The organism is Chitinophaga sp. H8 (assembly GCF_040567655.1).
Lineage (GTDB): Bacteria > Bacteroidota > Bacteroidia > Chitinophagales > Chitinophagaceae > Chitinophaga > Chitinophaga defluvii.
This window is the reverse complement of the sequence record NZ_JBEXAC010000001.1, coordinates 459720-485037: the sequence shown is the minus strand read 5'-3', so window position 1 is coordinate 485037 and position 25318 is coordinate 459720. Positions and strand designations below refer to the sequence as shown.

Below are 25318 nucleotides of genomic sequence, written 5' to 3'. Positions count from 1 at the left end.
GTTATGTATCGCATCCCTACCTATGATCAGATTAAAGACTTGCATTTATACCGAAGGAAAAGGTGCGCTGTAAAGGATACAGTCTGCCATTCCCTATAGACAATTCCGGGTCCATGGTCCTGATCTGTTTGGTGAAAGTGGCTAAATTGTCTATAGACACATACACTCTAAGTTTTTCAAAATCCAATCGTTGCAGGATGGTTTTAGGAAGTGTATAACCCAGCTGCATATTCTTGATACGCATATAAGCAGCATTCTGCAGATAACGTGTTTGTACCTGTGTATTTTTGTCATTTTGCTCATTCATATAGAACTTGGGGAAATACCCTCCAGGATTGTCTTGTGTCCATCTATCCTGGTGAACTGTAAATGGAGAACTATTCCATTCATGACCTATAATACCCCAAAAGTAGTTGGAAGATACCCATGCATCTCTTTTAGCCACACCCTGCAGGAAAGTAGAAAAATCGAAGCCTGCATATTGCAATGATAATGTCAGGCTATATGCATAGCGGGGAGACTCGTTACCAATAATGGCCAGATCGCCCGGATTAGCACGGGTATAATCTCCCCGGTCGATTTTTTTATCCCCGTTAAGATCCGCATAATGCACATCTCCTGCACCCCAGTTGCCATAAAGAAAAGACTGGGATGGAGCATTGGCTACTTCCGCATCATCTTTAAACAGCCCGATAGTACGATAGCCCCAGATATCACCCAGCTGCTGACCTTCATACCAGTCACTCAGGATACCTGTTTTGTTCGGGTATTTCAGGATTTTTCCTTTATAGTCACTTAATACCCCACGTACCTGGTATTGTAATTTGCCAATCTTATCCTTCCATTCCAATGTAAGCTCAAAGCCCCTGGTTTGCATCCGGGAATTATTTTCCCTGGGAGCCGCAATACCCAGTACACCTGGCAGGGATTTGGCCGGCCCTACCAGATCATTTACAGTGCGCACAAAATAATCCAGGTTCGCATTTAACCGCCAGTCAAGAAATGCCATATCCACACCAAGGTTCAATGATACCGGCTTTTGCCAGGTCAGATTATTCGGCACCAGTTTTTCCGGAGAGGTAACAGCAGCCTGTTTGTCGCCAGAACCAAAAAGCCAGTTCGTATTCGGAGGGGTAGTCGTTCTCAGTGCAGGATAAAAAGGATAATAATAGTAGGGAGGTGTCCATTCCAGAAAACTTTCCTGATCACCTAAAGCGGCATAGGAACCTCTGAATTTCAGGTAATTCACTGTCTTTTCAATTCCCTTCCAGAAATCTTCTTTGGAAGGCACGTAGCCGGCAGAGATACCAGGGAAGAAAGCCCACCGGTCATTACTCAGGAAACGTGAGGTGGCATCATAACGTCCATTCAGTTCCAGCAATAATTTTTGCTTATAGTTATAGTTGATACGGCCAAAGAAGCCCTCCAATCCAAAATCATTCAATACATCTGATACCACTGGTTGTGGAAAATATGTTAAAGCAAGGGAGGGTAAGTTTTGAGAATAGGTAAAGCTGTTCTTGCCATAAAGTTCTTTGTAATTATACTCCTGCCTGATATATCCGCCCATTACTTTTACATAATGATCGCTCAGTTGCTTTTCATAGGAAGAGAAAAAATTAATCACATGTGTATTGGCAGCTGAAAAAGTACGATTTACTTCATCCGGGTATTGTCCTCCGCGTAATTCTCCATCTTTAGGAAGTGGCAGATAAAAGGTTTTCCCTTGCCGCTCATCGTTAAATCCGGTAGTCGTGAGTGTATAGTTGGCCGTAATATCCCATCCCTTCAGTGGGTTGACAATCAGCTCACCTGTAAGGCTAAGATTATCACGGGTATTTTTGTTACGTCCACCCTGTTCAAAGAAAGGTACAAATGAATCGTAAGAATAATTACCATCAGGATTGCGTAAGGGAACAGTAGGAAACCGCCTTGCTATCTGTTCCATCATCCAGATACCTGAGTTACCATAAAAAAAAGGCACATCGTTATTTTCCCGGTTGAAGGAAGAGCGGAAAGCGAATTTCATCCAGGAGGTAACATCACCATTGATGTTAGCCCGTAAGTTATACTGCCGGTACTTTTCGTCTGCATAGTTAAACATGCCGTTTCTCGCATTTAAACCAGCCCCCAGATAATAGGTAATCTTATCGCTTCCTCCACGTACGTCAATATTATGTTGCTGACTGTTGCTCAGATCTTTCAGATAAATATTAAACCAGTCATTATTCGCATTGGCAGCATTCCATTGCATCCAGGCAAACCCATCCGGCGTAAGTACTGTTTCATCCTTCAGTTTACCGGATTGATAATCTTTTATACGGCCAATCGTTTCATTATCGAACCACTGGGACCTGCCGGCATTCAGGAAAGCCTCGTTGTAGAGGTTCGCGAAGTCCAGCGAGTTCATCATACGTGGTACATTAATCGCCTGTGCAAAAGAGATGTTATTATTGTAACTTACTCTGGCACGTTGGTTTCTTTTGCCTTGTTTGGTGGTAATGAGGATGACCCCGTAGGCACCCGTTGCGCCATAAATAGCACTTGATGCCGCATCTTTCAGTACAGAGATATCTTCTACATCATTCGGATTAATCGTATTAATATCCCCACCCGGGATACCATCAATCACTACCAGTGGCGGCGCCATATTCCCCAATCCTGTAAACCCCCTGACATTCAGGTTCTGTTTGGCACCAGGAGCTCCCCCCTCTGTGGAAGTCACTACATTGAGGTTGCCTATCTGTCCTTGCAAAGCCTGAGACAGCCGCGGCACAGGGCGGTTCCTTAACACTTCGCCGCCTATACGGTCAACTGCCCCTGTGAGGTTCGCCTTTTTCTGTGTACCATACCCTACCACTACGGCCTCTTCCAGTGCGGCTGGCAGCTGTTTTAAAATGATATCCAACTCACCGGATTTACTTACTCCTGCTTCCTGCGGAACATACCCGATATAGCTAAACAACAAAGTAGTGGGTGCATTTGCCCGGATAGTGTACCCCCCATCCGTATTTGTAACAGTACCCGCACTGGTACCTTTCACCCGGATACTCACACCAATCAGTGGCTGGCCGTTTTCATCAGTCACTTTACCTGTAATAGGAAGCTGCACAGTATCCGACAGGCTGGCCGGACTTACAGGCTGAGTGTTTCCCGAAGGCTTAGGTTTTATAAATATGGTTGTTTTCCGGATCGTATAGGTAAGCGGCTGATACTTAAAAACCGTATCCAGAAAATCACGTAACGAACGGCGGTTAGCCGCAACAGAAACAGGAAGTGCATTTGCCATATCTCCTCTGTCGTATAAGGAGATAAATCCCGTTTGTTTTTCAATAGTGGTCAGTACTGTTTCAAGTTTAAGATGTGTTCCTGAAAGTGTCACTGTTTGTGAAACCGATCTTCCTGACAAATGCAATCCAAAAAACAGTAGCATGAAAGAAGTTAATTTCATAACCTTCTTAATTGTTTTACAAGTAACGTGAAGAGACGTTGCAGTGGCTGGCGGTATTACCTGCGATGACGTGACTCTGAACCGGACGCGGCTATCCATGCCCATCCGGTCACAAAGAGGAATAAAATTCATACTTTTGTAACGATTTTGGATTTTTTAGTTAAAGCTGTTTGCGCTTAGAGAAAGCATTAATTGTTTTAAGATCAGCCAAGACTTTCCGCCGGAAGTGGTTCCAAGCACTTCCGGCTTTTTAGCAGGCTATCTACATTCTTTTAATATCACATGTCTGTTTGTTTTTGCCCGTAAATCAGTTTTTCATTATTCTATTATCAATGTTTTGCCTTCCAGTTTATATTGGATACCAAAATCATTAAGTGCAGCCAGTATTTCATACAGATCCAGGTCACGGCCAAGTTTTCCCTGAAAACTCTTGTCTGGTACTTTTCCTTTGTAAACAACTTTTATATCATACCATCGGGCAAGTTGACGCATAAATTCGTCCAGTGTAGCCCCATCAAAATTAAATTGTCCGTTTTTCCAGGCCACTGCACCATCCACATTAGCATGTTTGTCAACAGTGATGCCATTTTGTATAATCGCCTGTTGCCCTGGTTGCAATATAGCACTTGCTTTTCCCTGTAATACCCTCACCCGTCCTTCCACCAGGGTGGTTCTGACTACCGGTTCATCTGTATAGGAATTGATGTTGAACTGTGTACCCAACACCTCTATTTCTGTTTGGTCATTCACTATTACCCGGAAAGGTTGATGTTCATTTTTTGCTACTTCCAGATACCCCTCACCAGTCAGCTCCACTCTTCTTTCTGTTCCTGTAAAAGCAGTAGGATAACGGATGGAAGAAGCAGCATTCAGCCACACGCGGCTGCCATCAGGCAGCACCACTTTAAATTGGCCTCCGGAGGGTGTAGTAAGCGTATTATAACTGACCGTTTTGTTATTTCTATCCGCCTCGTACAGCAATTGCCCACCCTGTTGGCGCACAGCAGTCCCCCCCTGGTCAATCAGCTGATTCCCTGTGCTATCCAATGCTACTTTAGAGCCATCGGCCAATGTGAGCATTGCTTTCGTAGTGCCTGGTGCGAACGTGGTCATTTCTACTTTATCCGGCTGCAGGCCAGGTTGGTATTGATACCAGAAGTAAGTACCCGCCAAACAGAAAAGCAGTACAGCCGCAGCAGCCCAATGCCACCATGGACGTACATATGTAGCGGTCATTCTTCTCTTATCCAGCGATACGATTCTTGCCACCGCAGCCCGTGCCGCCTGCTGATCTATTGCTTCGCCCGGATCATCCTGTTGGGACAATTGCAGGCTGATAGCATCCTCCCAGGCAGCGGTGTCTGGTTGTTGTATCAAGGCCTCAAGCTCCTGGCGCTCCGCATCATCCAGTGTCCCTGCCAGATGCTTTTCCAATAAATGAGAAATGCGTTGTTGTTCCATGCTTATTAGTATAATGCAGCTAAATGCAAAACGTCACAAATATTTTTTGCGTTGTTAAAAAAGAGGAGCGATAACCAGGCTAACAAGTGGTATAAGCTGGTAACCATCATTTATTAAGTGTTCCCGTATAGATCGTACGGCTGCACTGAGGTGGTTTTTTACAGTTCCTACCGGCATTTGCAATGCCAACGCGATAGCAGCAGGCTTCAGCCCCTGTTCCCTGTTTTGAAGATAAATTTTTTGCCGGATGGCGGGCAATTTTTCAATGGCAGTTTGAATTGCAGCGTTCAGCTCCTGCCATTTTACAATTTCTTCCGGGGTAGATACCGTAGCAGTGATGTGGTAATCCACCATCTTGTCTACCTGTTTTTGCCAGCCTGCTTGTTTACGCAACCATTGCAGACACTCCCTGGCTACTACTTTATATATCCATGCCTGCAATTGTGTTATTTGTGGAAGTTTTTCCCTGTGCAACCAGATCTTCAGAAAACTTTCCTGCAAGATTTCCTCAGTATCTGCCACTGAGTGGGTGAATTTAAAAGCATACGCCTTTAGCCTAGGTGCATACAGCGCATATAAGTCGGCAAATGCAATTTCATCCCCATCTGCTATCTTCTCAGACAACAGTTTTTCATAATATGAAAGCTGATCTAACAATATTTTTTAAAGTTGGTCAGGCTAAAATAGTTAATTAGGCGGGGTAATTTATTGCGAATCTTTTATACTGGAATTATAATTCTGCAAAATAAAAGCCCCAACCGCCTTTAAGCTGATCCACTTTTACAAGGATGGTGTTTGCTCCTTCCTTTAGATTTACGTTAATAATGTCCTGATTAGGTTGCGCTTTGCGGGCAACAGGCCTGTCGAGTACTACTTTTCCATTTATCCATACTTTGACGCCATCATTACTTCCTACACCAAATTTCATGGACCGGGCAGTGGCAGCGGTAATGGTTCGCTGGGCATAGGCTACTACATTTTCGGTCTGCGTAAATATCTTGGTAAAATCAATATAACCGGATGATTTGTTATCATATTTAAGCCAACCTGTATTGTTACCATTCACCTGGTAAGTTTGTTTTAAGTCCAATGATTTTTCAGGCGGGAAAGGTGTTTGCAATCCTTTAGCATCCGGGTTATTAAAAGGCCCCATCACCCACCAATCGTTGTAAAAAGTAGCAGCACTTTCTACATTCCTCATAAATCCCGCCAGGCTTCCATAAGACTTCTCATCTTCACTGATCGCCCTAATCCGGTGGCGGGCAATAATTTTCTTAAAGCGATCATATGCGGCAGGTACCTCTTCTTTACTGATGTAAGCGACGCCTCCTGTAGAGTAAAAAAAGAGTTTGATATATAAAACCGGCAAATACGCCAGCTCTACCCGTTTAGTTAAAGCGCTATCTCCTTCAGCTGCTTTCATTGCCTGCCCAAACAGGCTATCGGCTTTTTGTATCACAGGAACACTTAAGTATTTAACTTCTTCTGGCCTTAACCATATACTGAAATCAAGGCTGTCCGCTTTAACCTGATCATGGAGCAGCTTGATGTAACCTCCTATAAATGGAGCCGCACTACCATATACGTTATTTACAAACTCGTCTACCAATGCCTGCGGATCCCGGTTGGCATCCCACAATAGTTGGGAAATTACCCAGGCACGTAATTCTGAGAATTCTCCGCCCCCATTATCAGGGACATTGTTCCCCTGCGCAAAAATGCCTTCTACTCCCCTGTCCGCATACCATTTAATATCATGCTTGAAACTTTCAAAATTAGGGAAAGGCATAAGAAACTGGGCAAAATCAGTATAGTAGTCCCAAATAGTTATACGTTTTGCAATTTTTTTCCAGGCATTAAAACGTGCTACAAAGGGTTTATGATTATCGCAACCTGTAAGAGGATGGGCAGAGCAGTAGTCGTAATGGCATAAACGGATGGTAACATTATCTGCGGGACGGATCGTTTTCGGAGGTGCTTCTGTATAGGCATAAGCAAAGGTCCGCAGGGTAATATCAGGATATACCTTTCCAACAGTATCGGCAATCTTGTTTACAAAAGTTAACAATGTACCGGAGGGACTTCCCTCCGCATCATCAATTTTTTTACACACTTTACAGGTACAATTCCCTTCTCCATCATTCTGGTCAATGGAAAAGACACTTACTTCCGGATGCGCTTTTATCCATTTAAAGACCTGATCCGTTGCTATCCTTAACACTTCAGGATTAGTGAGGCAAAGCTGGGGATGTTCGGCATAAAGCCGCTTTCCGTTAACTTCTGCAAAATATTCCGGATGGGTAGCAAAATATTGCTTAGAAGATACCAGCTGGCTGAAAGTATGTGCAAAAGGGAAAGCAATATAACTCCCGCCTATTGAATCGGCCAGTGGGGTTATCGTAGGATTTAACCTGTTATGCAGCGCCCATTCAGGATCATATGCTTCGCGATACCAGGCTTCACGATATAAAAAAACAGGATGCTGGCGGTCTTCAATTTTGCCTAACGTTATCGTACGCTGTTCAGGAGTTTTAATTACCTCACGCGTGTACCAACGGCAGTTAAGATGATCAGACAAATATCCGATCACTCCATATAAGGTTCCCCTGGGAGCACCACCGGCAATCAATAACTGGCCCTCAGCTGAGCGGATAATATACTCTTCCTTCCCAAAATCCTTGGGCTGCAGGTTCTTAAGCAAGCTTTCAGGTGCTCCTTTGAACCCCACATAAATCAATTTGGCAGCAGGCTTTGCTTCATGTGTAATTTCCAGCAAACAGCCACTCACCTTTTCAAGATATTTTTGCAGCTCTTTTGCCGCATACTGCTCCGGCGCAGCGGCGCTATCTGCAACAAAGATTTTGTAATCACTTTTTCCTTCCTCAATTAATTTATTTGCGGATGGAGAACAGGCAGCCAACAGGCCTATGACCAGGAATAGATATTTCATGAATTATTGTTTCAATTAATTTATCCAATGACATTCATTCAAAATAAGACACAGATATAAGCTGCAAGAGGTCCCGGAATTTTCTTATCTGCGGTTTCATGCCTGTATTCCGGAGGTATAGGATCTATGAGCTCCCTACAAGATATAAAATCTCCGGAAAACAAACAGACTAATATCCATATAGCAACAATACCCGGAACCTTCTTCCTACCAGCAAAACAGCACAATGCTGTTCCCGCCTGCCGGGCATTTCTACTGACAATCTCTCCCTCCGTTTATCCAACAGGCAAATAATTTCTCGGTATCTGTTCCTACTTTTGCTGAAATTACCTCATATTGCAACCACATCTAGCGTATACACATTGAAACCAACAACCGAAAAAACAGCAACACAGGGGCTTAAAAGGGGATTACAAAACAGGCATATCCAGCTGATAGCGCTTGGCGGAGCCATAGGAACAGGTTTATTCCTGGGAATAGGCCCAGCCGCTGTACTGGCAGGGCCGTCCGTAATTTTAGGCTATGCACTGGCAGGTATTATCGCCTTCTTCATCATGCGCCAGTTGGGCGAAATGGTAGTTGAAGAACCGGTGTCGGGTAGTTTTAGCCATTTTGCCTACAGGTACTGGGGCACGTTTGCCGGCTTCGCTTCGGGCTGGAACTATTGGGTACTTTATATCCTGGTAAGTATGTCTGAATTGACAGCTATCGGCATGTACGTGCATTTCTGGTGGCCAGAGATTCCCCTGTGGGCATCCAGCCTTTTCTTTTTTATTGCTATCAATGCATTAAACCTAAGCTCTGTTAAGGTATATGGAGAAGCTGAATTCTGGTTTTCCATCATAAAAGTAATAGCTATCATCGCTATGATTGCTTTTGGTATCTATTTGCTGATCAGTGGTTCCGGGGGAGCACAGGCCAGTATCACCAACCTCTGGAATGACGGCGGCTTCTTTCCAAAAGGATTACTTGAATCAGACGGCAAGGGCGGTTTTCAGGGTTTATTTGCGGCCATTGCCCTGATCATGTTTTCTTTTGGTGGGCTGGAACTGATAGGCATTACTGCCGCCGAAGCTGACCAACCGGAAAAAACAATTCCCAAAGCTACCAATCAGGTCATTTACCGTATTCTGATCTTTTATGTAGGTGCCCTGATCATCTTGTTTGCCTTATCCCCCTGGAAAGGTATCACTACGGACAGCAGCCCCTTTGTAATGGTTTTTGAAAGCTTAAAGGGTTTTCAGTTCAGCGTTTTGGGCAAAACCATTTATTTTACCAGCCTGATCGCCAATGTATTAAATCTGATCGTTTTAACAGCAGCACTTTCTGTATATAACAGTTGCGTATATAGTAACAGCCGAATGCTCTACGGCCTGGCAGAACAGGGAAATGCACCTGCTTTTTTATCAAAATTGAATAAAAACCATGTGCCTGTAAAAGCAACCCTGGTATCCGGATTATTTGCTGCCATTTGTATCGTTATCAACAAACTGATTCCTGAAAAAGCATTAGGGGTATTAATGTCATTGGTAGTATCTTCATTGATCATTAACTGGCTGATGATCAGTGTGGTGCATTTAAAATTCAAGAAGCATAAGAGAGAGGAACAGATCAAAACCAAATTCCCCTCTTTTATCTATCCTCTCTCCAACTACATCTGTCTGGTATTCCTTGTTGGTATTCTGGCCCTGATGTGGATTACAGGATTGAAGCTACCGGTAGAACTCATACCAGGCTGGATTATATTCTTATATCTCTGTTATCTCCTCGTTAAAAGAAAAAAACAGCAGGCTTAAATTCCAAAACATTTACAGCGCTTAAATATTGTATTTGTAAAACTATAAAAGCCGTTCTTACAAGAACGGCTTTTATAGTTTTACAGGATAGTATATGAATCAACTGGTAAGACGCTGCCGGTACCCATTGATACCATAGAATATAATATAGCAATAGCATAACAAAGGAACACAAAATGCCATAGACCAACTGAAATGATCCTTAACAAACCCCAGTGAAAAAGCAATCACTGCACCGCCTACAATTGCAGTAGATAATATCCCTGAAGCCATCGTCGTATACTTCCCTAAACCAGCTACAGCCAAAGAAAAAATGATCGCAAACATTACTGAATTAAACAAACCTACAGCAACAAGCGACCAAACTGCCAAATGACTGGTAGTAGTCATGGCAGTCAAAATCAACAATACCGACAGACATGCACAACCGGTCAGCATCACTGATGGTTTAACCGCCCGGAGGAAAAAACCGCCCACAATACGTCCTACCAACATCCCTCCCCAGTAATAAGCAACGTAGTGGTTAGCTGCAGTTTCTGATATCAAAAGTGTATCTGCCACATAGTTTGTCAAAAAAGTACCTATTGCCACTTCTGCACCTACGTAAAAGAACAAAGCCCACACGCCAAAGCTAAGGTTCCGAAACCTGAATAAGGCCCGGAATCCATCATTCCGTTCGTTTTCATCCGGGATAGCTGTTTGTATTACCGGAAGTTTCAACTGCGAGAGTATCAGCACAATTACAATCAACAATAATGCAATCCCAATATATGGGTACTTGACTGCATCACTGGAAGAACCTGCTTCTTCCAGTCGGGCAAGAATGAAATGCGCTCCGAAAAGCGGGGCCACGGTAGTACCTATGGACCCTACTCCTTGTACAAGTGTAAGTCTTGATGACGCTGTTTCCGCCGGACCAAGTACAGTAATGTATGGATTGGCTGCCACCTGCAGCAAAACAATACCTATTGCCAGCACAAACAATGCACCTAAAAAAAGCGCATACTGATGATACACCGCTGCCGGAAAAAACAGGCATGCACCTATCGCTGCAATCGCAAATCCCATCATCATCCCCTTCTGATACCCTATCCGCTGGACTATTTTTCCTGCAGGAACAGACATCAGGCCATAGGTCAGGAAAAAATAGAATTGCACCAGAGAAGAAGAAGTATAGTTCAGGTCAAAGCCTTTCTTAAAAAAAGGAACTAAGGTATCGTTCAGACAGGTAATAAACCCCATCATAAAATAAAGGACACCCAACGAAAACAGTGCCGGAACATAATAATTAACCTTTTCATTAATTGTATGATCCGGTTTAACTAAATCATGCGATGAAGAAATTCCTGCCATAAAATTATTTTTGCAATACGGTACTTTCTTTTTTCATTTTAATATCCTCCAAAGTTTTCCATCCCTGATACAAAGTACGGGGTACATGAAAACAACCTTTCCATTTCCCTCCCTTCAAGGGAAGTAAAACCCTGCCTTCCCGGTTAAGATAACCAAACCATTCTCCATTGGCAGTGTCAGGGAAATGCCTCCAGGTATAATCATGTAATTGTTCAAACCATTTCCAGCATGCAGGGTTACCTGTCAAAGCATAGCCTTTAAGCATACAAACAATAGCCTCCGCATGTACCCACCATAATTTCTGATCCCACTCAAGCTGCTGAGGGGGTTTGTTCTGCTGGTCCAGGAAATAGAATATCCCGCCATGTGCCTTGTCCCATCCATATTCAACAATCTGTAAAGCAATAGACACTGCCTTATTGATCAGCGTCACATCGTTATCGCGCACAGCGAGGTCCATAATAAACCAGAGCGCTTCCAATCCATGACCGGGGTTGATTGTCCGGCCTTCAAAAGTATCAGAAAAACTTCCATCCATATGCACATTCTCCAGAATGAGGTTCAGGTCCTCCTGGTAAAAAACATTCATCACGAGATGTATTGCCTGCTTGATCGTATCATCTACAATAACAGGATCCAGCAAATGTTCTATCTCCAGCACAAGATTTGACAAAATCATTGGCAATGAAAAACCCTGCAGATTTCTCGTGCCGGGAAAAGCCTTGGAATATATTCCTTTAGGATCACTACTCCTTTTAAGAATATTATGAAATGTAGCTACCGCTATTTCACCATATGCTTTATTGCCGGTGGCTTTATATAATTGACCATAAGCCATTGCAGCAAAACAATCAGAAAAAATATTATAAGGCTGCACCAGCGGTTTTCCTTGTTGATTAAGAGAAAAATACCAGTTACCCTCTTTATCACGGCCGTTCTTTGTCAAAAATGCTGCGCCTTTTATTGCAATATCCAGCCATTCCTGTTTTTTCTCTACCCGGTTATATAACATTGAAAATGTCCAGACCTGTCTGCATTGCAGCCAAACAAATTTATCGGTATCATACACATTGCCAACGGTATCAAGGCAAGTAAAATAGCCTCCATATTCTTCATCAATGGAATTTTTCATCCAGAAAGGAATGACATCCTCTAATAAACTATTCCGGTAAAGGCTAATATAATTATCCAGATTCATATTAAGGTGATTATTTTTTTGTTCCATTACTTTTTACATTATGAAGTATTAATACCATGGGTACCATGCCCCGGATGAGCAGCATGATACCCATCTAGCTGTTTGCTAAAGATTTGCTATTGAAGCATCCAGCGTGATTCTTTAAGAGAAGCAGTCATATCCACCTGTTTGGTAGCCTCCCAATAACTTTGTTTTTTTTCCACCAATACCTGGGTAGCTACTATCCATGTTTGTATCCATCCGGTTAAGGTTGACCAGGCCCCCCATCCATTATCAGCATTTGAAGCCCAGTAATCCCATCGTCCAAAATCAAATGCTCTGAACCAGGCGCCATCCACATCCTTATGTCTGTCACTGCGGGATTGAATGCGGATCAGGAAATCAGAGAGCCGTACCAGCGCATCCTTATAATCAGGATTTCCGGTTGCATGTGCTGCTTCATTTAATCCAAAAAACAGGAAATTGCAGGTATATAACATATCCGCAACCGGATCGCCATTAACAGCAATAAGAGAAGCTTCGTTCGTGCCATAGGCTTTATTGGAGGTAACAAGAATTTTATGTTTATCAGATCCGGCGTTGCCGAGTTCTTCCCGGATAGCGCCGAAGGGCTCCTGATATTCGAGCAGCTTACGGATCACAGCGTCCAGCCATTTACGATGAAGCGGCGTATCTTCCACTCTTACCAGCCAGGCCAATGGCAGTACCATTCTCGCCCTTTCCTGTTGTATACCATTCTGGGAATTCCATTTATCAGGGTAAGCTTCCATCATCAGTTTTATACCAGATTTGGCCTTATCCAGCAATGGTTGGAATTTCGTCTTATCATACAACCACAGATAACAGGCCCACATCCATGATTCAAAGTGCGGGTGCAGGTTCACAAAATCCCGGTTGTTGAAATGCCGCCATCCCTCCTTTTCAATTACAGCCTGTTCCAGTGCATTACCCTGAAAGCCCTGTTTGCTGGATGTCCTCAGATTTCCCAGTATATTCTCAACAACAAATCTGTTCCACCTTTCATTCTTCATAAAAGCACTGGCCCCTACTACCCCCAGTATACACCTCGCATTGTCGTCATTAAAAAAAGTACCTAAATGTGTGTTAGCCCAACTAATGAGCCCATAAGAAGCACTATCTCTGTTGTTACGGGCCCCACCTCTGAAACCTGAAGTATAGAAAAGATAATCAAGCAGTTTTTCTGCTGTCGCCATATACTTTTTCTCCCCCAACAATTCTCCGGAAGCTGCTAAGAGGAACGCCGATTCTCCCTGTACATCTGCTCTTATAAAGTAGCGGTAGTCCTGTGTGCCATCCCATAAAATATTGGATCCATGCCCTTCCATAATTCCCCTGCTGCCATCTCCGGCCAGCATATCCGCCGTAACCGGGGGACCGAAGAATAAATTCGGATCTCCATTCTTAGGTTGATATTTCGCCATCACTTCCTGCTCCCAGGCCGGATGAATAAATAATCGTGCATTCCACAGCCATTCAGTGCCTTTTCTGACAGCTGTTGCACCTGCGTTTTCAGGCAATTTTTCATTTTTACTATATGCCGGTGCCGGGTCCTGTTCCCATTTATTTAATACGATAGTGTTTTTACCCGACAACCAGGAGAGGATTCCTTCCCAAACAATCTTCCAGGAAGCAGCAGGTCCAAAACGGGCCGTTTCATAATTGGTTAATGCAGCGGTGGCTATCATCATATTATCCTTCAAAAATAGTAGTGGATAGCTTTTCGTATCTGATAAACCAAACTGCGCCTTATCAAATCCAGCTACCCTTGCCATGCTAAGAATAGGTTGCTTCACCACTACCGGAAGCAGATAACATCCATTCACACCCAAAATGCTCATTTCGGGTAGTTTTTCTCCAAAAAAACGGGAAGTAACCACCCCTCGTTCTAATTTGTTATAATGGGTAGTATCCGGCAGTGCCATACCTGGTATGGCTGCCGGAAATTCTATAAATAACCGTATCCGTTTGGTTTTTGCTTTTGCAAAATCTTCCGGGTCGATTTGTGTTCTATGGTGCGGGTAACCGGTAGCGGCAACAATTAGCGGATGTCCCTTATCTGTTTCGTCCAGCGCTCTTTTGATATTATCAAAGTAGCGCACCTGGAAACCTTCTTTTTTCAATTGTACGTATAAATCATTTTTTTCAGGACCACAATAGTTAAACAGCTGCTGGGCAGTCACTGCTTCTGAAAACAGCAGTAAACTTATCAACAGTAAATGAACAAAGTGCCTTGTCTTTCTATACGACTTGTTAGTGAAAACCTGCATCATATCGGTCTCTTCTAAATAATTATTTATTAAACTCCTGTTTGTCCGGAGATACTTTTTAATACAATTCTTAATGGTCATACAAGCTATATATACCACCTATTTCATTCATAGCTCCCGAAAAATAACCTGTATACAGCTGGTCTGCCCGTATCCGTTCATAAAAAGTGGGGCTTTCCGGCTTTCCTGCACTATTCAGTTGCAGTATACGCAGGTCGCAGGAGTAGCCACCAAATTTGGCATTGCCACTCCCTCCGGGATAAGCTCCAACGATATAGTTGTGACATAAAGTAACCCGCCCCGGAACCGGAGGATCATTTGTAAGGGCATCATCACCGGGAGAGATGTAACCATAGGGGTCTACCGGGGCATCATAATCCCAGGCTACCGGGATCAGGCACCAACTAATAATGTTACTATCATTCACTACCCTGTCATTCACCCAGTTCATCAATAAATTACGACCATAGTTAGTAGTACCGCCATAGCTAACCGGGGTCTCCCACAAAGTGTTGGTCAGTCCCTGGCATTCGGCAGACCAGGTATCCTGCACACCACGACGTATGTTAGGATTTAATGATTCCCCTGGCTGGAGACCAATACGGACTATCTTATTACCTATTCTTGTTTTGATAATACCTAACTGTGTGTTTTGTGCAGTACCAGGCCCCTGGCGATTATGATAGATATCATATACCCCAAATTCATCCGCATTGATATTAGTGATACACCATTCTGCAAAATCAGGTATCTCAGTATCAGTAAAATTTGTAGCCGCAGGACTTGCATAATCTTCCAATACTACTACCGGCACTACTTTCATGCCCATGCTTTCCGCATGGGTTTTCCAGTACTGAAGCACTGTTTTAGCATCACTGATTTCAAACTGCCGGTGGTAAATAACATACAGGGTAAGGCCGTGATAAGTAAAGCGGCAACGGGAAGCAGCTCCCCAGATCTGTGCGCTGGTAGGCAAACTATCTGCAGGGCGGTCAGCTTTATGAAACCAATATCCCCTACCGTTGTTTGACCTTACATCAATATCAATCCAATAGGATATTTCAAACCCGCCACCTGCTAATCTTGGAACTATCCGGTCACCTGTACCCTTGGGGTCAGGCATTCCGGCTGTTTCAGGTGTTGACAGCTGCTTGGTACAGGAAACAGTGACAATTGCGCAGGAGAAAAAGAGCAATGCCAGTAAAACAATAACAGGTTTTTTCATTTTAAAGAATTTAGTATTTGAATAATTATATTCATCGTCTATCCTTCCTTAATCTTTTCACTGATGGTTATAGAAACATCCTATTTATCATATTGTGCATATACTGTTGCTACTTGTTGCATGGCTTCTGCAAAATATCCGGTGTAGGTTTGATTCGCCTTTATCTGTTCATAAAAACTGGGGCTTTCCGGTTTACCGGCACTATTGGCATCCAGGATATGCAGATCACAGGAGAAGCCTCCAAACTTTTGTTTTTTTATACCTTCCGGGTATCCTTTAAGAATAGTGGTTGCACATTTGCTGATACGACCTGCAATTGGAGGATCATTTATCAATGCATCATCACCAGGGCATACATACCCATAAGGATCTACCGGTGCTTCATAATCCCAGGCCACTGGTATGAGGCACCAGGTGATGCGTTTTCCATGGTTTACCACCCTGTCGGCAACCCAGTTTTCCAGCAGCTTGCGGCCATAGTTATCAGAGTCTTTATAATTCACAGGGTTTTCCCACAGCTCATTTGTCAGCCCCTGGCATTCAGCAGTCCAGGCATCCTGTACTGCACGGAAAACACTTACGTTCAGGGTTTCTCCCGGCTGTACACCTACTCTTACAATTTTGTTCCCTATTCTTCCATGAATCACTGCCAGCTGTCCATCCTGTGGCGTTTTAGGCTCCTGCCGGTTGTGGTAAATATCATATACTCCAAACTCTCTGGTATTAATATTATCAACACACCACCTGGCAAAATCTGAAATTTCCTTCTCTGTAAAATTCAATGCTGCTGGTGTAGCATAATCTTCCAATACCACTACTGGCACTATTACCATTCCCAGCTTTTCTGCATGCTGTTTCCAGTATTTCAATACTGTTTTAGCATCTTCTATCTCAAACTGCCGGTGATAGGTAACATATAAAGTACGGCCATGATAATCGTCACGGCACCTTGTAACAGCATTTTTGATTTCGGCAGAAGTAGGTAATTTATCTGTAGGGCGATCTGCCACATGATGCCAGTATCCCCTGCCATTATTAGCTCTCAGATCTATATCGATCCAATAAGACAACTCAAAGCTACCGGCCGGCACGGGTGTTTGCAGGTTGGGAGTATCTGCCTTACTGTGTCCGCAGGCATTACCAACTATGGCATAGATAACGATAGCTATTGCCACAATGAATTTCGATTGCTTCATAATAAACGGTTATATTATTTACATAAGATGGTCACTACACTTGTTACAGCAGTGCAGACAATGATGATTTTGATACTTTCCGACTGGATTTTTAAGGCGTCAGTCTTACTGCTTTTGCATAGTTAAACTTGGCCTCAGGCACATCTATCAATGCACCCACTCTGAAGAAATAGGGTTTACCAGTAGTCAATGAAGGAGTAGCTGCAATATCCAGCTCCAGTGTAAAAACCTGGTTGGAGTCTGCCACAGCATTAATATTCTTTTCTACCAGTGCAGTATGCAGGCTTGCTCCCACACTCATATCAGGATGGGCATAAATACCTACCCTACTCACCGGTTTACCGATTGTTTGCTGTAATTTAAAGGTGGCCACGATCCTGGTACCCTCCTTTCTAATATCCAGGTCTTTTACACGGATGTAGGGAAGTACCGCAAAATCCAGCTTGGTTTGTCCACTGATGTTTATCTCCTGAGGTGCTATAGCTGCAAAGTTTCCTCTTACCGGTGTAACCTCATAATGGTTGGGGAATAACATCGTGTTACGGTAAGTGCCATCATTCTTCACTACCATATATTCTTTAGCCTTTGCTGCATATCCTGCTTCCACATATTCTATTGTTGTACCCCGGATAATGTCCTGCTCTACCAGACCTCCCCGTTCAGCATCTATAAAAGCTCCATACAGCGTAGCACTTGGTGCATCATAATTATCCAGCTTACAGGCGCTTATTATTAATAGCGCTGATAATGTAACTATATATAGTTTATAACTTTTCATGCCAGTATCTTTTGATAATTAATATTGCGGATTTTGCACCAGACCATTAGCTCCTATTCCTGGTATAGGTCTATAATATTGTTTCGGATCAAATGTGGCAAGTACAGCTCTTGCTACATTAGCCCTGATGAAAATGTATTGCGCAGGCTGTACCCGTAAATCAAGTACCGGCAACAGTGCATGTCTCATTTTATTGTTAAAGAGTGTATGATATTCTCTCCTTCTGATCAGATCCCAGATCCTTTTATTTTCAAAGGCCAGTTCTACTACTCTCTCCCGTTGCACATTTTCTACACTCAGGGGAATATCAACGGTATGACCAGCCCGGCGGCGTATATCATTAATAGCTTTGGTAGCCTTCAGCTGGGCATTATCAGCAGTATACCCACTCTCCACCACTGCTTCTGCGTAGTTCAGCAGTATTTCAGCAAAGCGGAAATCCATATAATCTGTCACCGATTGATTCCAGGTCGGGGCAACCGGGTTCTTCTGATTCAGGAACTTTTTGAAGGAAGCACCTGTTCTCGTATAGTCCCCTCCATTAGGATCAAATCCCGAATAAAGGGCAGCATCCGCTGCACCATAGGTGTAATATGTTTTACCATTATGGGTAAATGGGTCGCCGGACAATATCTGGGGCGTTCCATCCGGTTTAATAAATCCTGCCTGAATAATGATTTCCTGTCCTTTCCACTGTGTACCCGGCAAAACGGCTGTTCCCCATAACCGTGCATCTTTTCCCACAAATATGCCGTATGGCTTGTCAAATCTTTTATATTGCTTTGACGGGTTAAAGCCATTATAGTCATTGGCGTCATTCCCACTTATAGTAGTAATGATAGGTGCGCTTTGTCCCGGAGTAGCATAGTTTTCATAAGTATCCATCAGTTCAAGGGTTGGATCCAACCGCCCCGGAAAAGGCCAACCTCCTGTTGTTTGTGCAGGTTGATACCAGATATCATAATTATGTCCTGTAATATCTCCGGGGCTTGCAAATCCTTTGATAAAGATCGCCTCATTCAATGCAAGAGATGGGTCTTCAAACATTTTCCTGTAGTTTTCAGCTGCTTCTTCCGGAGATGCAGGCGAAGGACTGTACAAACCGTATTTCCCCGCCCCCATAATAGCTTCACTCGCTTTTATACAGGCTTCATAATAGCCATTGGCAGCAGCCTTATCAATACCTACCAACTTTTGTGAAACTGCATCACCGGATAAAGGTGCTCTTTCTCCGAATTTCGCAAGAGATGCTGCATACAGCGCTGCTCTTGACTTGAGTGCATACGCCGCCCATTTGGAAGCCCTTCTCCCTCCCGGCCAGGTATCGGGCAAATTGTTAATGGCCGAATCGCATTCCTGCAAAATAAAATCCCAGGTTGCCTTTTCTGAACTTCTGGGAACCTTTAACGCTTCTACATTTCCCTCATATTTTTGTACAGCTGTAATCAATGGTACACCTCCATATCGCTTTGCCAGTGCAAAATAAGCGTAGGCCCGTATAAATGCACTTTCTCCTGTTAATGCATTCATCTGATCTTCAGGGACATTAAGTCCGGGTATCATCCCTATCAGTATATTCACATCCCTGATCAGCTTATACCCCTGGTCCCACCAGGAAAAATCGTTCACTTGCAAAAAATCAGCATATTCGGAATGAATAGCCTCATCCGTAAGCATAGCTGGCACCAGGTTTTCCCCATCACGGATATTAAATCCGCTCCTGAAGAATGTAAAGTCCTCCACAGGTAATTGATAATACAGGTTAGCCATATATACCTTCACGCCCTCCGGATCAGAAAATAAAGCTTCGCCCGTCAGCTTGTCCAGTGGTTTTTTATCCAGAATATTTTTACCACAACCAGCAAAGGCAAGCATCCCTATAAATAGTATCGTTTTTTGAATTAGTTTCATGTTTACCTGGTTTTAAAAATTCATATTAATGCCTGCGTTAAAACTCCTCATCAAAGGATATCCCAGACCCGCACTGTACTCACCTTCTATCTTTTCAGGGTCAAACTGCTTTACAAAAGCATCTGCCCAGGTATACACATTATGGGCGTTTGCAAATACCCTGATACTGGTGATCCCCCGTTTCTGCAGCGCCTGCGGGTTAAAAGTGTATCCAAGCTCTACGCTCTTTAAACGCATATAAGAAGCATCTTTCCGCCATACAATGCTTTCGGCATACATAGACCCAACATTAGAAATAAAGCGTGTAGCAGGCCATTTACCAGGTACCCATTCACTATTGGGATCATAAGGATCTGCTTTATGCCATCTGTCAAAAAAGTATGCCGGCGTATTCAGTCCAAATGCAAACACTTCTGCATATACTTCCCTGAACCTCACAGAATATTTCCCTGCACCTTGAAATAATGCATTGAAATCAAACCCTTTCCAGGAAGCATTAAGTGTAAGGCCATAATATAATTTAGGGTTACCGCCCCAAAACAGGGGAACAATATCTTTTCCATCTATGACACCATCTTCATTCATATCCTTATAACGATAATCTCCTGGCAGCTCCCGGGTATTCCCCAGATCTCCACCCTGCATTGGGGCGTAGTAGATTTCTTCATTGTTCTGAAACTGCCCCTCCAGTTTGTAGCCCCATACCACATCACTCCACCTGTCTGATGCGCCACTGCGCCATCTGTCCATACTATTCAGAAAAGCGCCCCTTTCAACATAGCGATTCATGGTGCGTGCAAAGTTGAAATTGCCTTTAATACCATAATGGAAGGCACCGGTATTATGCTGATAGCCGATTGAAAAATCGATCCCCCGTACCAGGTCACTGTTAATATTCTCTTCCGGGAGCGTACTACCGAAAGTATTCGGCAGGGAAACATTTCTCCTGGCCAATAGTCCTTTCCGGTATCGCTGATACACATCCAATTCAAAGTTGATTTTACCCAACAGGGAAAGCTCTATCCCTATATCGCTGATAGTAGATTTAAACCAGGTTAGGTTTTCGTTTGTAACAGCCGGAGAAGAAGCCCCTGTGGTATAAGTACCATCTGCAAATTCATAACCACCCCCACCACTGGTAGAGAAACCCGGAACATACTGGAAAGGTAATCCGGCATCTTCACCCACTAAACCATACGACGCACGCAGTTTAAGATGCGAAATAAAAGATACCGGCTTCATAAACTGTTCTTCTGATACGCGCCAGCCCCCTGAAACGACAGGAAAGAATCCCCATCTTCTGTCCGGATGATAACGGTAAGAGCCATCGTACCTGAAAGCGTACTCCAGAAAGTACCGGCCTTTGTAATCATAATTAAAGCGGCCAATGTAAGACTTACTGGCAGTTTCATTCTCATAGCCATTTGCCTTCTGATTATTCAGATCGGCCTGATTGATCTGATCATTGGTGAAGAAAGTATACTCACGAGCCAGAGAAGAAACCCTACTCCAGTTTTGTTGCTGTTCATATACCAATGTTACCCCGATCTTATGTTTATCTGCAATCAGGCGATCATACAGCAGATGTGCCTGGAATGTAAGACGATCGTTGTAAGATGTATAATTGGATATCCTGGAAGGTTTGCTTTGTACATATCCATTATACTTATCGTTTGCAGCATCATAGGTATAAAGATTGTAACTTTTGTTCAGGGTCTTATTGCTGTAATTGTTGTTATCATAAGCGGCCAGTCCCTTCAATCGAAGGCCTTTTACACCAGGCACTTCATAGATAAGGGCCGCAGAAGATTGAAATACTCTGTTAACATCTTCCACATAACCGGTAAGATCACGCTCCGACAATGCTACCGGATTCAAATAGGGTTGTAATGCCAGGTAATCCGGGTTATTATTTGCATATACCGGTTCATTTGGCAGAGCAGTTCGGGTGCCTGCAAAGATGCCGTAAAAGTTCTGGCCTGGTGCCTCCTTCTTGTCATAAAAACCTGAGAGATTAATTTCTGTTTTAAGATGCTTTGAAAGTGTTGCACTCAGGTTGGTTCTGAAATTATATTTTTTGTAAGACAAGTCATTACTCTTAAGTAGCCCTTCTTCACTAACATAACCCAGATTTGCAAAATAGGCTACGGCATCATTACCTCCCATGGCAGAGATATTATGTTGTTGCTGAAAGCCTGCCTTCTTCATCGTTTCATCATACCAGTCTGTAGAAGGCCCTGTCAGGTTTTGCTCCAGGTTTTCTTTAGTAAAGTAAGGAAGACCACCTGCGTTAATAGCAGCATCATTTCTTAGCTGTGCCCATTCTGCCCTGTTGGCCATTCTGGGTACATCCGTAGGTCGTTGTGCGCCTACCACGCCAGTGTAATTAAATGTGGTCTTCCCTTTTCCTCCTTTTTTGGTGGTAACAATAATAACACCGTTGGCCGCTCTGAGGCCGTAAATGGCTGCCGAAGCATCTTTTATCACAGAGATGCTCTCAATTTCCTCGGGGTTTAATCGTTGAAAGAAACTTCCATCATCACGGGGGATCCCATCAATAACATATAATGGTGCGCCAAAACCGCGGATATTAATCATAGAATTAAAATCGCCGGGGCCACCCGCATTCTGACGTATTTGAAGGCCCGGTATTTTACCTTGCAGCATTTGCGACAGGCTGGTGTTAGTGGTAGTCTTAATCTCTTTTGAATTGATACTATTGATCGCACCGGTGATAGTTTCTCTCTTTTTGGCACCATATCCTACTACCACTACATCCTGTAAGGAAGCACTCGCCGGCTTAAGAGAAATGTTAACTACCATATTCCCCTTTACGGTCCGCTCTACTTTTTCAAAACCAATATTTGAATAAACAAGTACCCCTTCATTCCCTGCTATAGTAATTTTGTAAACCCCATTTGCAGCAGTTTGTGTTCCTCTTTTTGTATCTTTTACCTGTATCGTTACACCAGGGATAGGTTCTCCCTTTTCATCCTTTACAATACCTGTAATGGTAATCGTTGTGTCAGCCAGCGGTAATGGTAAGCTGGTTATTTTTGCCATATTAATAACAACAATGTTATTAGGTTCTATGGTATAAATAATGGGTTGGTTTTTCACACACATATCCAGCACCTCGCGTACAGGTACATTCTTTACTTCAATCGTAACCGGCAAAGTGTTTGCCAGCATGTGCTCATCATAGATAATGGAGACACCGGTTTGCGTGACGATTTCTGTAAAAACCTGTTGCAGCGGCTTATTCTTAGCAAATAAGGAGATCTTTTGCGTGAAACCGGTAGCACTCACATGAAGAAAGGAAATGAGCAGAATGATAGCCGTCATTTTCATAACCAGGCACAGTTTGGCTGATAGCCCGCATACCCGCGGGACTTTCGCAGTTGGATAAAAAAACATACATTTGTGGTGTTTGGTTTTACTTTAAATAGTCTTCCAGAGATTATTATGCATACCAGACTTGTTACCGGGGATGCGTCACCATCTCCGGTTTCTGTTGATACCCATATTTAAAAATTAATGTACAGAGATTTGCTTATCGTTCACTGACCTATCCTTTGCTAATATTTTTATTTGTTGTTATTGTACTGGCAAAACAATTACCTTTCTACCAGCTATTTTAAAACGGTTAATCCCATTAGCTTCCAGAAAATGTAATATTTCAGATAATTGCAGTTGTCTGCTGATACCTCCTCCATACAGCTTCCCGTTGGGTACCACTTCATAAACAATTTCTACATCATACCATCTGGAAATTTCTCTGAGAATAGTAGGCAAATCCATATTGTTAAAAACAAAAAGCCCCTCTTTCCATGCCACCACTTTATTAACAGCCACCTCATGTACTGATAATAGCTGGCTTTCCTTGTTTAATACTGCCTGCTGCCCAGGCTTCAGCAGTTGTGTTTCTCCTCCGCTAAGTATCTGTACTGCACCTTCCAACAAGGTAGTACTTATCATTTTCTCATCGGAATAAGCCATTATATCAAAATGAGTACCCAGTACATTCACTTCCATATTGTTGACCTTTACCTTAAACGGCAGCCCGGCATGCTTGGCAACCTCGAAATATCCCTGTCCGTGCAGCTCTACAATTCTTTCTTTTCCGGTAAATACAGCAGGATATTTGAGCGAGGAGGCAGAATTAAGCCAAACTTTAGTACCATCAGACAAGGTCACTCTGTACTGTGCACCCCTTGGGGTGCTCAAGGTATTATAACCAGCATCTGCCGCATTTCCTCCCGCCTGGTACTGTAGTTGTCCATTAGATTGTTGAATAGCGGTATTACCTTGCTGAATTACCCTGTTTCCGGTACTATCCAGCACCACACTGGATCCATTGGCCAGCAGAAGAGTGGCCTTATTGCCTCCGGGTGCTACATCCTGCAGCAGTACCAGGTTATCCTTTACTTTATTGCTCTTTTCCAGGAAGGCAAAAACACCAGCTCCCAAGATAAAAAGTACCACTGCGGCAGCCCATCCCCACCTTCGCATAAAATGCACCTTATTAACAACAGGTGCGCCGGCAACCTGACTAATAAGACGTTTTTTGTTGCTTTCTTTCGTTAGTTCAATAGAATGCCACTGATGAAGCAGGTCCTTCAGCCCCGCAGGATCATTAACCTGATTATATAATTCCAGGTTTTCCGGCCTGCTTTTTTTCCAGCTTTCCAGCTTGTCGCCTTCTGCTGTCGTCAATACCTCTCCTCTCAACTGCTTCTGCAGCAGTAGTACAATCTGATCAAATTGCTCAATATCTATTATAGTATACTCCTCTTTGCTCATGAATGGATTATAATAGTAAAACGAGTGAGTTAATAAGAGCGTGACAACCTATTTTATAAAAAGAACAGTGTGATAGTAAGGTGGCTGATTCCCTTTTTCACCAATTCAACACGCAGGTGCTTAATAGCCCGCCCTTTGCGTTGCCGTAGATTTTCCATACTTATCCCCAGTTTATCAGCTGCTTCGGCAGAGGTAAGATCATTCAGATAGAGTAATTCCAATACTTCCCTGTAGGCATCAGGTAAGGATTTGATCTCTGCATATATAAGCCGCATAAGATCTGAGGCTACCAGGTTAGCTTCAATTTCGCCTTCTGATAGCTGTGCTTCCTGTAAAAGGGTCTCCTGTGCCCTGGCTTTCACATTGCCATGTTTCAGATAATCCAGACAGGCGTTTCTGGCAAGGGTAAACAGATATCCTCTTAATTTACCCATGCTTGCTATCTCTTCCCTTTTTTGCCATAACTTAACAAAAGACTCGAGAGCAATGTCCTCTGCCTGCTGCCGGTCCTTTATAAGACTGTGGGAAAAAAATACTACCGAATTATAATACTTATTATATAAGTATACTAGTGATGAAGTAGTACCCTCTCTAAAAGTCAAAAGCAGTTCCGCCTCAGAAGGTGTTTCTTCAATACGCATGCTGGCCATTTAAACGTGTAATAACAGGTATGAGGATGTATTGCGCATCCATTGATATTAATAATTTCTAAAATTTGACAAGATTCGGTTGTTGTTAAGTATAACTGCAAGAGTCTAATACTCTGCGTCAAAAATTAAAATAAGTGAACAAACTTAACCAAAAAATTATAACATTTTTAAGAAACCCAACCCGCAAATCATACCTGATAATCCCCCTAAAATAGCATACCCCCATTTATCCATTATGCAGAATCAATCCCTGTTCTT

15 protein-coding genes are annotated in these 25318 nt (G+C 43.2%); 1 reads left to right on the top strand and 14 read right to left on the bottom strand.

Features of this window, described 5'->3' with window-relative positions; all coding sequences use genetic code 11:
* Nucleotides 1–31 precede the first annotated feature (31 nt).
* The 4 genes from ABR189_RS01825 to ABR189_RS01810 all read right to left on the bottom strand — a co-directional run bounded on the left by ABR189_RS01825 (nucleotide 32) and on the right by ABR189_RS01810 (nucleotide 7862).
* Entirely contained in the window at nucleotides 32–3451 is a 3420-nt protein-coding gene (locus tag ABR189_RS01825) for a TonB-dependent receptor (protein WP_354658731.1), read from the bottom strand.
* 318 nt (nucleotides 3452–3769) lie between these two features.
* Complete coding sequence (locus tag ABR189_RS01820) at nucleotides 3770–4912, bottom strand: FecR domain-containing protein (protein WP_354658730.1); 1143 nt, start codon at nucleotides 4910–4912, stop codon at nucleotides 3770–3772.
* A gap of 54 nt (nucleotides 4913–4966) precedes the next feature.
* Nucleotides 4967–5569 (bottom strand): RNA polymerase sigma factor, encoded by a 603-nt coding sequence (locus ABR189_RS01815; protein WP_354658729.1) that lies wholly within the window; start codon nucleotides 5567–5569, stop codon nucleotides 4967–4969.
* Between the two features lie 73 nt (nucleotides 5570–5642).
* Nucleotides 5643–7862, bottom strand: coding sequence for a glycoside hydrolase family 20 protein (locus ABR189_RS01810; RefSeq protein ID WP_354658728.1), 2220 nt, complete (start codon nucleotides 7860–7862; stop codon nucleotides 5643–5645).
* A 362-nt stretch (nucleotides 7863–8224) separates the two neighbouring features.
* On the opposite strand from ABR189_RS01810, the gene ABR189_RS01805 reads away from it, so the two are divergent.
* A complete protein-coding gene (locus tag ABR189_RS01805) occupies nucleotides 8225–9658 on the top strand; it encodes an amino acid permease (RefSeq protein WP_354658727.1) in 1434 nt (477 codons plus the stop codon).
* Between the two features lie 99 nt (nucleotides 9659–9757).
* On the opposite strand, the gene ABR189_RS01800 is transcribed toward ABR189_RS01805, so the two are convergent.
* The 10 genes from ABR189_RS01800 to ABR189_RS01755 form a co-directional block, all read right to left on the bottom strand.
* Nucleotides 9758–11011: a sugar MFS transporter gene (locus ABR189_RS01800; protein WP_354658726.1), complete on the bottom strand. Its 1254-nt coding sequence runs from the start codon at nucleotides 11009–11011 to the stop codon at nucleotides 9758–9760.
* Nucleotides 11012–11015: 4 nt separating this feature from the next.
* Nucleotides 11016–12209 carry a n-acyl-d-glucosamine 2-epimerase gene (locus ABR189_RS01795; RefSeq protein ID WP_354658725.1) on the bottom strand — a complete coding sequence of 398 codons (1194 nt, stop codon included), beginning with the start codon at nucleotides 12207–12209 and terminating at the stop codon, nucleotides 11016–11018.
* A 116-nt stretch (nucleotides 12210–12325) separates the two neighbouring features.
* Nucleotides 12326–14500: a hypothetical protein gene (locus tag ABR189_RS01790; RefSeq protein WP_354658724.1), complete on the bottom strand. Its 2175-nt coding sequence runs from the start codon at nucleotides 14498–14500 to the stop codon at nucleotides 12326–12328.
* 67 nt (nucleotides 14501–14567) lie between these two features.
* Nucleotides 14568–15722 carry a hypothetical protein gene (locus ABR189_RS01785; protein ID WP_354658723.1) on the bottom strand — a complete coding sequence of 385 codons (1155 nt, stop codon included), beginning with the start codon at nucleotides 15720–15722 and terminating at the stop codon, nucleotides 14568–14570.
* Nucleotides 15723–15802: 80 nt separating this feature from the next.
* Entirely contained in the window at nucleotides 15803–16918 is a 1116-nt protein-coding gene (locus tag ABR189_RS01780; RefSeq protein WP_354658722.1) for a hypothetical protein, read from the bottom strand.
* 91 nt (nucleotides 16919–17009) lie between these two features.
* Nucleotides 17010–17696 (bottom strand): DUF3823 domain-containing protein, encoded by a 687-nt coding sequence (locus ABR189_RS01775; protein WP_354658721.1) that lies wholly within the window; start codon nucleotides 17694–17696, stop codon nucleotides 17010–17012.
* A gap of 18 nt (nucleotides 17697–17714) precedes the next feature.
* Nucleotides 17715–19607, bottom strand: a complete 1893-nt coding sequence (locus ABR189_RS01770) for a RagB/SusD family nutrient uptake outer membrane protein (protein ID WP_354658720.1) — start codon at nucleotides 19605–19607, stop codon at nucleotides 17715–17717.
* A gap of 12 nt (nucleotides 19608–19619) precedes the next feature.
* Nucleotides 19620–22958: a TonB-dependent receptor gene (locus ABR189_RS01765; RefSeq protein WP_354658719.1), complete on the bottom strand. Its 3339-nt coding sequence runs from the start codon at nucleotides 22956–22958 to the stop codon at nucleotides 19620–19622.
* 246 nt (nucleotides 22959–23204) lie between these two features.
* A complete protein-coding gene (locus ABR189_RS01760; RefSeq protein ID WP_354658718.1) occupies nucleotides 23205–24410 on the bottom strand; it encodes a FecR family protein in 1206 nt (401 codons plus the stop codon).
* 53 nt (nucleotides 24411–24463) lie between these two features.
* Nucleotides 24464–25051, bottom strand: a complete 588-nt coding sequence (locus tag ABR189_RS01755; RefSeq protein ID WP_354658717.1) for an RNA polymerase sigma factor — start codon at nucleotides 25049–25051, stop codon at nucleotides 24464–24466.
* Nucleotides 25052–25318 lie beyond the last annotated feature (267 nt).

What these genes read in the sequence shown, in the direction of transcription:
- ABR189_RS01810 (WP_354658728.1), bottom strand. Translation starts at nt 7,862, where the DNA reads ATGAAATATCTATTCCTGGTCATAGGCCTGTTGGCTGCCTGTTCTCCA.
- ABR189_RS01780 (WP_354658722.1), bottom strand. Translation starts at nt 16,918, where the DNA reads ATGAAGCAATCGAAATTCATTGTGGCAATAGCTATCGTTATCTATGCC.
- ABR189_RS01785 (WP_354658723.1), bottom strand. Translation starts at nt 15,722, where the DNA reads ATGAAAAAACCTGTTATTGTTTTACTGGCATTGCTCTTTTTCTCCTGC.
- ABR189_RS01775 (WP_354658721.1), bottom strand. Translation starts at nt 17,696, where the DNA reads ATGAAAAGTTATAAACTATATATAGTTACATTATCAGCGCTATTAATA.
- ABR189_RS01795 (WP_354658725.1), bottom strand. Translation starts at nt 12,209, where the DNA reads ATGAATCTGGATAATTATATTAGCCTTTACCGGAATAGTTTATTAGAG.
- ABR189_RS01825 (WP_354658731.1), bottom strand. Translation starts at nt 3,451, where the DNA reads ATGAAATTAACTTCTTTCATGCTACTGTTTTTTGGATTGCATTTGTCA.
- ABR189_RS01770 (WP_354658720.1), bottom strand. Translation starts at nt 19,607, where the DNA reads ATGAAACTAATTCAAAAAACGATACTATTTATAGGGATGCTTGCCTTT.
- ABR189_RS01760 (WP_354658718.1), bottom strand. Translation starts at nt 24,410, where the DNA reads ATGAGCAAAGAGGAGTATACTATAATAGATATTGAGCAATTTGATCAG.
- ABR189_RS01820 (WP_354658730.1), bottom strand. Translation starts at nt 4,912, where the DNA reads ATGGAACAACAACGCATTTCTCATTTATTGGAAAAGCATCTGGCAGGG.
- ABR189_RS01765 (WP_354658719.1), bottom strand. Translation starts at nt 22,958, where the DNA reads ATGAAAATGACGGCTATCATTCTGCTCATTTCCTTTCTTCATGTGAGT.
- ABR189_RS01800 (WP_354658726.1), bottom strand. Translation starts at nt 11,011, where the DNA reads ATGGCAGGAATTTCTTCATCGCATGATTTAGTTAAACCGGATCATACA.
- ABR189_RS01755 (WP_354658717.1), bottom strand. Translation starts at nt 25,051, where the DNA reads ATGCGTATTGAAGAAACACCTTCTGAGGCGGAACTGCTTTTGACTTTT.
- ABR189_RS01790 (WP_354658724.1), bottom strand. Translation starts at nt 14,500, where the DNA reads ATGATGCAGGTTTTCACTAACAAGTCGTATAGAAAGACAAGGCACTTT.